15 protein-coding genes are annotated in these 12092 nt (G+C 64.3%); 8 read left to right on the forward strand and 7 right to left on the reverse strand.

From position 1 onward, the window contains the following. Positions 1 to 12: 12 nt before the first annotated feature. A complete protein-coding gene (locus tag HYH07_RS10560) occupies positions 13 to 966 on the reverse strand; it encodes a glycosyltransferase (protein ID WP_228749392.1) in 954 nt (317 codons plus the stop codon). A 250-nt stretch (positions 967 to 1216) separates the two neighbouring features. On the opposite strand from HYH07_RS10560, the gene HYH07_RS10565 reads away from it, so the two are divergent. From HYH07_RS10565 to HYH07_RS10580, 4 genes are all read left to right on the forward strand, one after another. Continuing rightward, a complete protein-coding gene (locus HYH07_RS10565; protein WP_220002432.1) occupies positions 1217 to 2284 on the forward strand; it encodes a glycosyltransferase family 1 protein in 1068 nt (355 codons plus the stop codon). Between the two features lie 50 nt (positions 2285 to 2334). After that, entirely contained in the window at positions 2335 to 3687 is a 1353-nt protein-coding gene (locus HYH07_RS10570; RefSeq protein WP_220002433.1) for an O-antigen ligase, read from the forward strand. A 153-nt stretch (positions 3688 to 3840) separates the two neighbouring features. Next, positions 3841 to 4983 (forward strand): GNAT family N-acetyltransferase, encoded by a 1143-nt coding sequence (locus HYH07_RS10575; protein ID WP_220002434.1) that lies wholly within the window; start codon positions 3841 to 3843, stop codon positions 4981 to 4983. A gap of 75 nt (positions 4984 to 5058) precedes the next feature. After that, positions 5059 to 5943 (forward strand): protein-L-isoaspartate O-methyltransferase, encoded by an 885-nt coding sequence (locus HYH07_RS10580; protein WP_220002435.1) that lies wholly within the window; start codon positions 5059 to 5061, stop codon positions 5941 to 5943. 4 nt (positions 5944 to 5947) lie between these two features. Here the strand turns inward: HYH07_RS10580 and HYH07_RS36570 are convergent, their stop codons facing one another. The 3 genes from HYH07_RS36570 to HYH07_RS10590 form a co-directional block, all read right to left on the reverse strand. Next, positions 5948 to 6082, reverse strand: a complete 135-nt coding sequence (locus HYH07_RS36570) for a hypothetical protein (protein ID WP_271600739.1) — start codon at positions 6080 to 6082, stop codon at positions 5948 to 5950. Between the two features lie 120 nt (positions 6083 to 6202). After that, on the reverse strand, positions 6203 to 6802 hold the full coding sequence (wrbA, locus tag HYH07_RS10585) for an NAD(P)H:quinone oxidoreductase (RefSeq protein WP_220002436.1): 600 nt from the start codon (positions 6800 to 6802) through the stop codon (positions 6203 to 6205). Between the two features lie 44 nt (positions 6803 to 6846). Further along, a complete protein-coding gene (locus tag HYH07_RS10590) occupies positions 6847 to 7545 on the reverse strand; it encodes a pirin family protein (protein WP_220002437.1) in 699 nt (232 codons plus the stop codon). A gap of 128 nt (positions 7546 to 7673) precedes the next feature. Between HYH07_RS10590 and HYH07_RS10595 the strand changes: the two genes are divergently transcribed. Both HYH07_RS10595 and HYH07_RS10600 read left to right on the forward strand, forming a co-directional pair. Next, on the forward strand, positions 7674 to 8612 hold the full coding sequence (locus tag HYH07_RS10595; protein ID WP_220002438.1) for a LysR family transcriptional regulator: 939 nt from the start codon (positions 7674 to 7676) through the stop codon (positions 8610 to 8612). 221 nt (positions 8613 to 8833) lie between these two features. Beyond that, a complete protein-coding gene (locus HYH07_RS10600) occupies positions 8834 to 9355 on the forward strand; it encodes an REP-associated tyrosine transposase (protein WP_220002499.1) in 522 nt (173 codons plus the stop codon). Positions 9356 to 9460: 105 nt separating this feature from the next. Here HYH07_RS10600 and HYH07_RS10605 read toward each other — a convergent pair whose 3' ends face one another. After that, positions 9461 to 9718, reverse strand: coding sequence for a hypothetical protein (locus tag HYH07_RS10605; RefSeq protein WP_220002439.1), 258 nt, complete (start codon positions 9716 to 9718; stop codon positions 9461 to 9463). A 268-nt stretch (positions 9719 to 9986) separates the two neighbouring features. Here HYH07_RS10605 and HYH07_RS10610 point away from each other — a divergent pair, with 268 nt between their 5' ends. Then, complete coding sequence (locus HYH07_RS10610) at positions 9987 to 10334, forward strand: hypothetical protein (protein ID WP_220002440.1); 348 nt, start codon at positions 9987 to 9989, stop codon at positions 10332 to 10334. 6 nt (positions 10335 to 10340) lie between these two features. Here the strand turns inward: HYH07_RS10610 and HYH07_RS10615 are convergent, their stop codons facing one another. Then, positions 10341 to 11165 (reverse strand): adenylate/guanylate cyclase domain-containing protein, encoded by an 825-nt coding sequence (locus tag HYH07_RS10615; RefSeq protein ID WP_220002441.1) that lies wholly within the window; start codon positions 11163 to 11165, stop codon positions 10341 to 10343. Between the two features lie 195 nt (positions 11166 to 11360). Between HYH07_RS10615 and HYH07_RS10620 the strand changes: the two genes are divergently transcribed. Continuing rightward, complete coding sequence (locus HYH07_RS10620) at positions 11361 to 11597, forward strand: hypothetical protein (protein WP_220002442.1); 237 nt, start codon at positions 11361 to 11363, stop codon at positions 11595 to 11597. 19 nt (positions 11598 to 11616) lie between these two features. On the opposite strand, the gene HYH07_RS10625 is transcribed toward HYH07_RS10620, so the two are convergent. Then, positions 11617 to 12084: a YbaK/EbsC family protein gene (locus HYH07_RS10625; RefSeq protein ID WP_220002443.1), complete on the reverse strand. Its 468-nt coding sequence runs from the start codon at positions 12082 to 12084 to the stop codon at positions 11617 to 11619. Positions 12085 to 12092 lie beyond the last annotated feature (8 nt).

A 12092-nucleotide genomic window follows, 5' to 3' on the forward strand; every position in this document is an offset into this window, starting at 1 on the left:
GGCGCAGCGACGCTAGATCCCAAGACAGGAAAGCGCGATCTTGATCGCGGACCGCGGCATCGCCTTGAGCGATCGCTGCCCGACCATGCCGAGATAGGCAAGCGCCTCGCGATATCGCCCGAAGCGGACCGCCTGCGTCGCAGCATAGGTGACGAGATGGATCTCGGCCGCCTGCCGCAGCCGCGCTGCCGCGCCTGACGGCAGCTTGCCTAGGATGAGCTCGTCACCGAACACGCGCGCCACCGCCGGGAAGAAATCCTGTGGCGTCCGCGCTGCCGCATTCATCGTATTGGCTGTGTGCAGCCGATAATCGAGCAGAAGCTTGGGCGCATAGGCGAACTCGCCCGTTGCGGCGAGCCGGCACCAGCAGTGCCAGTCCTCGCAATAGCGCAGTGAAGCGTCGAAGCCGCCGCTGGTGTGGAAGGCATCTGCGCGAATCAGCATGATGCCGCCGTTGACGATGAAATTGCCGCCGGCGAGCCGTTCCAGCACATTGCCCGATGGCTTGAGCCGTCCTTTCAAGAGACCGCGGCGGCCGATCGATCGCCCGGCGCTGTCGATGGTGTTGTAGTCGCCGTAGACCAGAACCGCCTGCGGAGCGGTCCTGGCCGTCGCCAGCAATGTCTTGACCGCGTCGGGCCGCAGGCGATCGTCCGCATCGAGGAAGAGCAGCCAGTCCCCGCGCGCGTTGCGGGCACCGAGGTTGCGCGCGGCCGACACGCCGCTGGCGTCGTTCCGCATCAGGCGCAGCCGCGGCTCGCGGATGGCGCGGACGATTGCGTCGGTGCCGTCGGTCGAGCCGTCGTCGACGACGATGATCTCGCTGACGCCGCCCTGCATGAGCGCGCTCTCGATGGCTTCGCCGATATAGGCTGCGGCATTCTTCGCGGGGATGACAACCGACACGGCAGGCGACGTCGCACGCGCGTCCGCCGCCACTGGGGCTGTAGTCGCTGCATCGAGCATGGCTTCGGCGAGAGGCAAGCGAGGGCTCATCGTGTTTAATGATCTGTTAACCAGGCGGCCTGCAGCCGCGATCCTGGCGTGCGCAGATGATACCCAGATAAGAACCAGATCGGTGTTGCGAACGCGGCCGAAATGATCGGTTTCGTAGATTAGCGTTAAACCCGGGGCGTTAAGTCTGTCGCTGATTTCGACAGGTACGACAGCCGGTCTCGTGCGAAACTACCGGCCCTGATGCCGCGGATGGATGAAAGTGCCCGCAAAGACGTTCGACTACGATCCCGACGACATGATCCTCAACCTGTTCTACGAGGACAAGGACGATCGCTGGTTTCCCGGCGACCGCCACCTGCGTCGCATGGCGCGCAAGATGCTGTTTGGTGAGCCGCGCATGAGCGGGCAGCTGCGCGTGTTCCTCAATCTCTGCGCCGGGCTCGACCGGCTCGGGATCCGCTATCGCGTCAACGACTACGGCTACATCGCGCAGCATCAGGAAGAGGTCGCCTGCATCATCGGCCGCGCCTTCCTGCTCGACAAGTTTGCGTGGAAGAACCCGATCCTGCTTGGCGTTTGTGCCTACAACCATCCGTTCGACGATCCTGACCTGTTCAGGCGGCTTCCAGTCAGGAAATTCCTGGTGCCCGGTCCGTGGTATGCCGAGATGTACCGGCCGCATTGGCCTGAGACGGAAGCCTGGCCCGTCGGCATCGACACGGATCATTGGGCGCCGTCGCGCCCGCGCGACAAGACCGTCGACGTCCTGATCTACGACAAGGTCAGCCTGGATCGCGAGCGGCACGTGCCGGAGCTGCTCGAGCCGGTTCGCGCAAGGCTGACGAGGGAAGGCCGCTCCTTCACCGAGCTGCGTTACGGCAGCTACAGGGAGGAGGACTACCGGTCCGCGCTGGCACGCTCGCGCGCGATGATCTTCCTGTGCCAGAACGAGAGCCAGGGCATTGCCTACCAGCAGGCGCTGTCCTGCGGCGTGCCGGTGTTCGCCTGGGATCCCGGCGGTCCGTGGCGGGATCCCGACTATTACCCGCACCGCGTCCAGTTCGCGCCCGTCTCGTCGGTGCCCTATTGGGACGATCGCTGCGGGCTCAAGTTCACCGATCCCGCCGGCTTCGAGGAGCGCTGGACCGATTTCTGGGCCGGCTGCACCGCGGGAAAATTCGATCCGCGCGGTTACATCGTGGACAATCTGACGCTGGAGCAGCGCGCGCTGCAATATTACGAAATCGCGCGCAGCGTCGCGCGGCAGAGCCGGGTCCCTGCCGCCTCGGGCGTGCTGGTTGACGGATGGTTAACGGGGATGGGCTAGACCCGGTGTAGGCCCTTGGGGTCCCCCATCGTTCCGGCAGGCCTTGAGGCATGGATCGCAGCGCCGCAGACATGACCGACGTCGAGGCCCGCTCGCTGGGCGAGGCGCTGCGCGATTCGCTGGCGAAGTTCGACGTCGCGAGCACGGCGCGTTGTCTTGTTGCCGTTGCAAGCCTGCTGCTGGTCCTGATCACGCTCGATCCGTTTGCCGATCTGCGCAATCCCGACGTCGCCGCCATCGGCAGCGGACGATTGGCGACGACCTATGTCTCGTTCGGATTGCTGGCCGCGATCGCGGTGCTGCTCACCTGCACGACCGACGCGCCCTCGCTCAGAAGCCTGGTCACGCCGCTGCATCTCTGCCTGATCGGCTGGATGATGATCAATCTCGCATTCTCCGAGAGCCGCGAGATCTCGATCCAGCGCTTCGTGCTCGCGGCCAGCGCAACCACGCTGGCTATCCTGCTGCCGCTGCTGCCGCCGACGCAGCGAAGCTTCGATCTGTGCCTCGGCGGCGCCGCGCTGGTGCTGCTGGTGATATGTTATCTCGGCATCATCCTTGCCCCGCAATATTCGATCCACACCGCGCTCGACATCACCGAGCCGCAGCTTGCCGGCGACTGGCGCGGCAGCTTCGGCCACAAGAACATCGCCTCGCCGGTGATGTCGATCCTGGTCTATACAGGCATTTACCTGACGGCCGTGGGCTCCTTCGTGATGGGGCCGGCGATCGCGCTGCTTTCCGGCATCTTCCTGATCTTCACCGGCGGCAAGACGTCCTCGGTGCTGTGTCTTGCGGTCTATGCACTGGCATCGGTGGTCTATGCCATCAGAAGCCTGTGGCTGAAGCGGATCATCTGCTTCGCGCCGCTGATCGTGATGAACCTGCTGACGGTCGGCAGCGTCATGAGCCCGGTGCTCGGCGGCATCACCCGGGCGCTTCCGATCGACCCCACCTTCACCGGCCGTTCCGAGATCTGGGAGTTTGCGCTCGGAGCCGTTGCTGAAAGGCCGATCACCGGTCATGGCTATGCGGCGTTCTGGGACGGCGCGGCGGAGGGGAAGACTATCCAGGGCTCGGAATGGGCGGTGACCGCGGCGCACAGCCACAACAGCTATCTCGACCTTGCCGTCACCATCGGCCTGCCGGGCCTCTTGCTCGTCATCCTCATCTTCGTGCTCGCACCGCTGCGCAATTTCCAGGAGGTCCAGGCCCACAATCGCAGCCATGCGCTGGGCAGGCTGTTCCTGACCATCTGGCTGTTCGGCCTCTACTTCGGAACGACCGAGACCTTCCTGGTCGAGCGGCAGAATCCGGTCTGGTTCATGTTTGCGCTTGCGGTCGCAGGGCTGCACTTTCTGGCCAGGTTCCAATGCGTCGCGCAAGGTGAACCCGATGCCTGACAACCTGTCGCAGCCGCGCGTTCGGATATCGGCACGGCTGAAAACATGCGCGCGGGCTGACGGTAACCGCTTAACGATAAGCAGCAACCTAACTTGTAGTCAGCGGCAAAACATCATCTATCTGGACGTGTTCAGTAACTGTATGCCCCGCAAATGGCCTTTCTCAGCGTCGAGCAGCTAGACGGTCGGGCCCCCAGCGTGTCGGGAATCTCGATCGATTTCCTGCGCGACTGGCGACAGGCGGCATTGCGCCTGAACGCCGGGCATCGCACCGCGTTTCAGCATGGTTACTGGCTGGGTGCCTGGTACGGGGCGTTTGAAGGCGTCTCGCCGCTGATCGCCGTCATCACCGACGCGGCGACGGCCAAGGACATCGCCGTCGTGCCGATGTTCAGCCACTTTAGGCGCGGCATCCGTATGGTCGAGTTTGCCGATCTCGGCGTCTCCGACAATAACGCTCCGATCGTTGCTGGCGATGCGAATTTCGATGCGGCCGGCGCAGAGGCGATCAGTGCGGCGCTGGTCGACGGCTTGCGCGCCTTGCCTGACCGTTTCGACCTGCTTCGCTTCAAGAAGATGCCGTCCTATGTCGGCGCCAAGCCGAACCCGCTGGTGTCGCTCGGCCGCTCCGGCTCCTGCTCGCTGAACGCCAATCTCGTGCTGATGGGCGACGACTATGCGGACTATCAGGCCTCGATCAAGCGCATGCAGATGTCACGCTGTTGGCGCGTGTTCAGCCGGCATGCCGGCGCCCGCTTCGAAATCGCCGCCGACGTTGCACGGGCACACGAGCTTCTGGACGTGATCGACATCCAGCAGCAAGAGCGCATGCAGCAGCTCGGCTCGCGGTTCGTCCTTAACGACCCCACCCATGCCCGCTTCTACCGCGATGTCGCCCGGCAGGGCGTTGCCGAAGGCTATGCGGTGGTTTCGGCGCTGGTCTGTGACGAGGGCATCGTCGCGACCACGTTCGGCGTCAGATCCGGCGCGACGTATTATTTGCTGCGGATCGGCCATGCCGGCAAGCGATGGGCGAATTGCTCGCCGGGGCTGCTCGTGACCGAGCGCACCATGGCGGCCTTGCATGCGCAGGGCGTGCGGCGCTTCGATCTCAGCATCGGCAATCACGACTACAAGCGCCGCTTCGGTGCCGAGCCGGTCGCCCTGACCGATGTCACCGTCGCGCTGTCCTGGCGCGGGCTGCCTTTTGTTCTGCGCGACCATGCCGCGCAGGGACTGCGCCGTCATCCAAGGCTTGCAGCCTTGGCCGCGCGGGCCATGGGCAAGGCGCGCTGAACTGTCGCCGGTTGCAGCGGTCACTCGAATATCGCATTAATTGTGCTATCGTGACCGCCTCAGCCAGGAGGCGACATGCACGATCGTTCGAACAAATATCGCGCGTTCTTTGCGCAATTGATCTGCGCCGCGGCCAGGGCCACGGACCCTCGCCTCGAACAGGCCTTTCGCACGGTGAGGCGCGAACCCTTCGCCGGGCCCGGGCCGTGGTCGATCACGCTGGGCGGCCATCCCTATGTCGTGACGCCCGATGACGATCCCGCCTTCCTCTATCAGAACACGCTGCTGGCGCTGGATCCGGCGCACGGCATCAACATCGGCATGCCCGGCGCGCACGCGCATTGGCTCAGCGGCTGCGGTGTCAAGGAAGGAGAGACGGTTCTCCAGATCGGCGCGGGCACGGGCTACTACACCGCGATCCTCGCCGAGCTCGTTGGGCCGGGCGGCCGTGTCTACGCTTATGAGGTCGACGAACGGCTCGCAGCGCTTGCGCGCGAGAATCTGAAGGACATCGCCAGTGTCGAGCTGCGCGCGCGCTCGGGCGTTTCCTCCGATCTGCCCGATGTCGACGTGATCTACGTCTGTGCGGGCGCGGCGCAGCCGGCTGCGGAATGGCTGGAGGCGCTGCGGCCCGGCGGCCGGCTGGTGTTTCCGCTGGCGCCGGCGGGCGTGCTCGGCGGCATGTTGATGATCACGCGCCCGCAGCAGGGCACGGCCTGGCCCGCGAAATTCCTGAGCCGCGCCCAGTTCATCGGCTGCGCCGGGCTTCAGGATGCGGAGGCAGGCCGGCGACTGGCCGAAGCGTTCACAAAGGACTGGGAGAGCGTGCAGTCGCTGCGGCGGGGCGAGGCGCCCGACAAGACCTGCTGGTTCGCCGGTGACGGCTGGTGGCTTTCAACGGCACCCGCATCTGCGCCTGATGTCAGCATCCCGCCGCACGCGGACATCACGCGGGCGTGACGGATTACGAGCCGGTGCACTCGGCGCAGTGAAACCGGCCGCGCGAGGCGCGAAACAGGCTGCGGCAATACCAGCGGCGCGCCAGCGCCTGGGCCGGCCTGCGGATCATCTGTGCAATCAAGAGAAGTTCGAAAGCCATCGCTATCGCAAAGTCCTGTCCGGAAGTCGTCTCGTTGTCGCTCATAGAGATGGGGCGGCATCCCCGTGAGAAGAATGCCGCCCGCGTCGCATCTGCCATGCAGCAGATTGAAGCCCTGGCCTAACCGTGCAGCTTCTTCGCCGTTTCCGCGATCTGGCGGCCCTGATAACGCGCGCCGGCGAGCTCGTTGGCGCTGGGCTGGCGGCTGCCGTCGCCGCCGGTGATCGTGGTGGCGCCGTAGGGCGCGCCGCCGGTGACCTCGTCGAGCTTCATCTGGCCGGCAAAGCCGTAGTTCATGCCGACGATCACCATGCCGAAATGCAGGAGGTTGGTGATGATTGAGAACAGCGTCGTCTCCTGGCCGCCATGCTGGGTCGCGCTTGCGGTGAAGGCGCCACCGACCTTGCCGTGCAGCGCGCCCTTGGCCCAGAGCCCGCCGGCCTGGTCGAGGAAGTTGGCCATCTGCGAGGCCATGCGGCCGAAGCGGGTGCCGGTGCCGACGATGATCGCATCGTAATTGGCGAGGTCCTCGACCTTGGCGATGGGGGCGGCCTGATCGACCTTGTAATACGAAGCCTTCGCGACTTCGGCCGGCACCAGCTCAGGCACGCGCTTGATGTCGACGGTGGCTCCGGCTTCGCGCGCGCCTTCCGCGACGGCGTTCGCCATCGCTTCGATATGGCCGTAGGCGGAATAATAGAGGACGAGAACTTTGGTCATGGTGGTCTCCGTTGGGATTGGATGTGATGGCTGGTTGCTGGGTGTTACGCCGCGTCGACGAGTACGAGCTCGGAATCTTCGAGCGCCGTGATGGTCAGCTTGCTCTCGTCGCGGATCGCGGCCCCGTCGCGCGCATTGACGCGCACGCCGTTGACCTCGACCGCGCCGGCCGCGGGCACCAGATACAGGTGGCGCGCCTTGTGCGGCTCGTACTCCGCGCTCTCGCCGGCCTTCAGCGTGGTGGCGAGCACCCGCGCATCGGCGCGGATCGGCAGCGCGTCGGTGTCACCGTCGAGGCCGCTCGCGATGGTGACGAGCTTGCCGGAGCGATCCGCCTTCGGAAACGGTTTTGAGCCCCAGGTCGGCTGACCGCCGCGCGCCACAGGCTCGATCCAGATCTGGAAGATCCGGGTCCTGGTCGGCTCGAGATTGTACTCGGAGTGGCGGATGCCGCTGCCGGCACTCATCACCTGCACGTCACCCGCTTCCGTGCGGCCCTCGTTGCCGAGGCTGTCCTGATGGGTGATCGCGCCTTCGCGTACATAGGTGATGATCTCCATGTTGGCGTGGGGATGGGCGGGAAAGCCGGTGTTCGGCGCGATCTCGTCGTCGTTCCACACCCGCAAGGCGCCATGACCCATGTTGTTCGGGTCGTAGTGACTGGCAAACGAGAAATGATGCTTGGCTTTCAGCCAGCCGTCATCGGCGCCGCCGAGCTTGTCGAAAGGTCTGAGTTCGATCATTTGCGTCATTCCCCGGGTTGGACCAGTCCTCAATTCCTGATGGACCTTGGATAAGCCGCCGCCTGTGGTATAGAAATAGAAACTGTTGAAACACATTGTTTCCCAGGATAGCCCTGACGGACCCAGCCATGGCCAAACTCCCCGATTTCGAGGCGCTCGCGATTTTCGCAAAAGTCGTGGAGCTACGGTCGTTTGCGGGGGCCGCCAGCGAGCTCACAATGTCCAAGGCGACGGTGTCCAAGGCTGTCACCCGCCTGGAGGAGCGGTTAGGGGCCCGCTTGTTCAACCGCACCTCGCGGCGTCTCGCGCTGACCGATGCCGGCCACAAGCTCGCCGATCGCGCCACGCGGCTCCTGGCCGATGGTGAAGCAGCCGAGAACGAGGCGCTGGCGCAATCGGTGGCGCCGCGCGGCCTGGTGCGGCTGGCGGTGCCCATGACGTTCGGCATCAAGGCGGTGGCGCCGCTCTTGCCGGAGTTCTTCGAGACCTATCCGGAGGTCTCGGTCGATCTTCACTTGAGCGATGCGACCGTGGATCTGATCGGCGAAGGTTTCGACATGGCGGTGCGGATCGCGCGCCTGCCGGATTCCTCGCTGATCGCGCGGCGGCTGTTCACCATGCCGCGCTTCACCGTGGCCGCGCCGTCCTATCTGAGGAAGCACGGCCGTCCCACGCATCCGATGCATCTCGCCGAGCACAAATGCTTCGCTTACGCCTATCTCTCGACACCGAACCTCTGGCACTACACCAACGCCGCCGGCGAGCAGGCCAGCGTCCGTCCCGGCGGCCAGCTTCGCGTCAACAACGGTGAAGCCGTGATGCCCTCGCTCATCGCCGGCCTCGGCATCGCCGAGCTGCCCGAGTTCATCGTCGGCGAAGCCATTTCGTCCGGGACCGTCGAGGTCATCCTGAAAGACTGGAAGCAGGCCGAAGGCGCCGTGCACCTCGTCACTCCGCCCGGCGGCCCGCGCCCCGCGCGCGTCGAAGCGCTCGCCGATTTCTTGGCGGCGAAGCTGCCCGGCACCTGCAAGCGGAAGCCGCAGAAGCGTGCGAAGGCGACGGGATAGCCACTACGTGCCCACGTCTTTGCCCGAGTTGATCGCCAGTGTCTCGATATCGGCGCGCACAGCGGCCGCCGTGCTTGCAGGGTTATGCGCGACAGCCGGGCAATTTGTGAGTGATCGTGGGCACGGCGCTTCGCGCCTTTGCCCACCCTACGGCAGCTCGCTACTATCGTAGGGTGGGCAAAGCGAAAGCGTGCCCACGCCTTTGCTCGAGGAGATCACAACTGTCTCGATATCGGCGCGCACAGGGCAGCACGTTCTTCTTCACGGTCGCACTCGAAGATCGCTCGAGCACGCTGCTTGTCGATCAAGCTGATCGCCTGAGACGAATTTATCGGACCGTCCAGCAGCGCCGTCCGTTCGAGACGGTTGCTATTTGTGTCCTGCCCGATCATCTCCATGCGATTTGGTCGCTTCCGGACCATGACATCGACTTTTCATCGCGCTGGAATCTGATCAAAGGCGGCTTTTCGCGAGGTATGGAGGCCGGCCCGCCTTCAATGAGCAAATTGAAAAAGCGCGAGAAGGGCATCTGGCAGCGCCGCTATTGGGAGCACGCCATTCGTGATAAGGCGGATTTGGAGAGACACGTCGATTACATTCACTTCAATCCCGTGAAGCACGGCCTCGTCACCCGGGTGCGCGATTGGTCGCTCAGCAGTTTCCATCAGTATGTGGAGCAGGGCACGCTTCCCGTGGATTGGGGAGGCGACATGCGAGAGATTGCCGGGCATTTCGGCGAGTGATCGTGGGCACGGCGCGCGAAGAGCGCGCCTTTGCCCACCCTACCGCAGCTCGCTACTATCGTAGGGTGGGCAAAGCGAAAGCGTGCCCACGTCTTTGTCTGCTGACTACGACACCTTCACGCCGTCGATCGCGACAATGCGCAGGCTCGGCTTGATCGTGTTCTCCAGCTGCGTCTTCAATTCATGCACGCGCGGGTCGGTCGAGCGCGCGGCGCACACCGCGTATTGCTGCACCGATTGCGTCAGGGCGCGGCGGGCTTCCGGCGTGCGCGTGATCTCGGGCTTTGAAAGCCGCAGGACGATCGCCGCCAGGTTCACCAGCATCTCGTCCAGGGCGACGTCAATGGTCGCAAGTTTTCCCATAACACACTCCCTCCGCACGCCCTGTCGGGGCAACGGAGGGTGAAGAGATGCGTTCCCGACGGGACCGAACATGGCTAACGCTTCGTAAACGGCTTGTGCTCGTGCCGACCGCCACGCTGTCGGCGAACACCGCGGAGGAACGCGGCCGTCAAGCAGATCGGGAGGGTGGAATAGGTTCCAGCTCCCTTCACATTTTTTTGTGATCCCGAACCTTCCTGCGTCTCGTTGTTTAACGACAATTCGACGGGACTCGGGAAGGAAAGAAGACATGCGAGAAGAGCGGATTGCGTTGGGTGTAGCGCTTGCAATTGCCGGCATCGTCGCACAGGGCGCAGCATCCGCCGAAGAATATCGCGGAACCCTGGAGCAGCAGATGGCCTGCACGCCGGACGTCTGGCGGCTGTGCAGCGACCAGATTCCGGATGTGAGCCGCATCACCGCTTGCCTGCGACAGAACACGCCGCAACTCTCCAGCGGCTGCCGCGCTGTGTTCCAGTCCAACAATCAGATGCCGCCGCAACAGCAAGTCCCGCGCAATCGCGCAGCGCCGCCGCCGCGCTATGACAATGCGCCGCCCCCTCGGCAGGTGCTGCCACGGCCCTATGACAATGATTAGCGCTGCCTAGCTTCTGTCCCGTTCCGGTCGACGTCCGAGCACCGTCCGCAAGGCGGCGCCGAGCAGGATGATCGCGACTGGCCAATGGAACCAGATCTTGTGCGCGCCGGTGAACAGATTGATCGTGATCAGGAAGGCCGAGACGGTTAGCGCCACGGCGACCGGCCGCGGCAGCCTTCCCAGCCAATCCGAAACGGCATTCGTGGACGATGATGGCTCGCGCCTGTCGTCGATCCGCGGAGCGCGCGCGCTCTGTGATGGAGTCCGGTTTTCCTGCATCGGGATGCTGGTTTGCGCGGCGGCCTGGCCGCCCAGGGTCACCCGATAGCTGGTCAGGGGCGCGATGTTCTTCATCGGGCGCTGGCCGAGACAGTCGAAGCCAACGGATAATTTGTTGTGCACCTGGTCGTAGACGGAGCTCGAGATCACGACCCCGCCGGGGTCAGCGAGCTCCTGCAGCCGCGATGCGATATTGACCCCGTCGCCATAGATGTTGGTGCCGTCCACCATCACGTCGCCGAGATTGATGCCGATGCGAAACCGCATCGCGCTCGCTTCAGGTGCGACCGATTCCTGATCGGATATTTCCTGCTGGATCTCGATCGCGCATTGCACGGCCTCGACCACGCTGGCGAACTCGGCGATCACGGCATCGCCCCAGGTGTTCACGATGCGGCCGTCATGACGCTCGACCAGGCGGGCGATGGCCGCGCGGGAGCGGCGGAGCGCCTCCAGCGTTCCGGCCTCGTCCGCTTCCATGAGACGGGAATAGCCGTACACGTCGGCGCACAGCACGGTGGTCAGTCGTCGTTTCACCTTGTCGTCGGGCATGGTCCCCACATTAGAGCATGATCCGGAAAACTGTGCAGCGGTTTTCGGAGCTGACCGGCAAATGCATCAGGCATTGCATCTTGCGCCATCACGGTTCAGGGACCGGCCGTCCCGTCCCGAAACCGTCATGTCGGTGCAACGAATTGCCCTCTGCCAGGTTGATTGCGGTCGCAAGCTGTGGATCGGAGGAATGTCATGTCCAGAACCAAATCCGCGACCAAATCCATGACCGGAATTCCTGCTGCATCTTTCGTGATTGGCGCGCTGTTGCTCGGCGCCCCTGCAATGGCAGCTCCAGTCACTGCTTTGTCCGGAGCCGCCAGGCCGATGGTGCAGGAGAGCGACCTGGTGCAGGCGCGTTTCGGCTGGCACTGGGGCCATTGGCATCGTGCAGGCTATCGCTGCCGGCCCTATTGCGGCTGGGGTGGCTAGATGTGAGACGCGCGCCGCGTTACGGCCTGACCTCGCAGACATCGACCCATTTAGCGGCGGTCAGCTCGGCCATCCGTTCCGGCGTGATGCGTACGGCACTGTGGGTCGAGCCCGCGGCCGGCACCACCACCTCGTACGCCTTCAGCGAAATGTCACAATAGACCGGCAGCGGTGATTTCAGCCCGAACGGGCAGACGCCGCCGACCTCGTGGCCGGTGATGTCGGCGACCTCTTCCAGCCCCAGCATCTTCGGCTTGCCGCCGAACTGCGCCTTCACCTTCCTGTTGTCCATGCGCGAGGTGCCGGCGGCGACGATCAGGATCACGCGCTCGCCGATGCGCAAGGACAGCGTCTTGGCGATCATGCCGGGCTCGACCCCATAGGCTTCGGCGGCCAGCGCCACCGTCGCCGAGCTGATCGGGGATTCCATGACAGAGATATCGGGGGCTTTCTCGGCGAAAAAGGCGCGAACGGATTGAAGGCTCATTCCAATGG

Source organism: Bradyrhizobium sp. BR 10261, from assembly GCF_019455395.1.
Taxonomy (GTDB): domain Bacteria; phylum Pseudomonadota; class Alphaproteobacteria; order Rhizobiales; family Xanthobacteraceae; genus Bradyrhizobium; species Bradyrhizobium manausense.

Excerpts from the sequence above, each read along its gene's own strand:
- HYH07_RS10605 (WP_220002439.1), bottom strand. The coding sequence starts at position 9,718 with ATGGGAAAACTTGCGACCATTGACGTCGCCCTGGACGAGATGCTGGTG.
- HYH07_RS36570 (WP_271600739.1), bottom strand. The coding sequence starts at position 6,082 with ATGGCTTTCGAACTTCTCTTGATTGCACAGATGATCCGCAGGCCGGCC.
- HYH07_RS10595 (WP_220002438.1), top strand. The coding sequence starts at position 7,674 with ATGGCCAAACTCCCCGATTTCGAGGCGCTCGCGATTTTCGCAAAAGTC.
- wrbA (WP_220002436.1), bottom strand. The coding sequence starts at position 6,802 with ATGACCAAAGTTCTCGTCCTCTATTATTCCGCCTACGGCCATATCGAA.
- HYH07_RS10615 (WP_220002441.1), bottom strand. The coding sequence starts at position 11,165 with ATGCCCGACGACAAGGTGAAACGACGACTGACCACCGTGCTGTGCGCC.
- HYH07_RS10590 (WP_220002437.1), bottom strand. The coding sequence starts at position 7,545 with ATGATCGAACTCAGACCTTTCGACAAGCTCGGCGGCGCCGATGACGGC.
- HYH07_RS10570 (WP_220002433.1), top strand. The coding sequence starts at position 2,335 with ATGGATCGCAGCGCCGCAGACATGACCGACGTCGAGGCCCGCTCGCTG.
- HYH07_RS10610 (WP_220002440.1), top strand. The coding sequence starts at position 9,987 with ATGCGAGAAGAGCGGATTGCGTTGGGTGTAGCGCTTGCAATTGCCGGC.
- HYH07_RS10580 (WP_220002435.1), top strand. The coding sequence starts at position 5,059 with ATGCACGATCGTTCGAACAAATATCGCGCGTTCTTTGCGCAATTGATC.
- HYH07_RS10575 (WP_220002434.1), top strand. The coding sequence starts at position 3,841 with ATGGCCTTTCTCAGCGTCGAGCAGCTAGACGGTCGGGCCCCCAGCGTG.
- HYH07_RS10625 (WP_220002443.1), bottom strand. The coding sequence starts at position 12,084 with ATGAGCCTTCAATCCGTTCGCGCCTTTTTCGCCGAGAAAGCCCCCGAT.
- HYH07_RS10560 (WP_228749392.1), bottom strand. The coding sequence starts at position 966 with ATGCTCGATGCAGCGACTACAGCCCCAGTGGCGGCGGACGCGCGTGCG.
- HYH07_RS10620 (WP_220002442.1), top strand. The coding sequence starts at position 11,361 with ATGTCCAGAACCAAATCCGCGACCAAATCCATGACCGGAATTCCTGCT.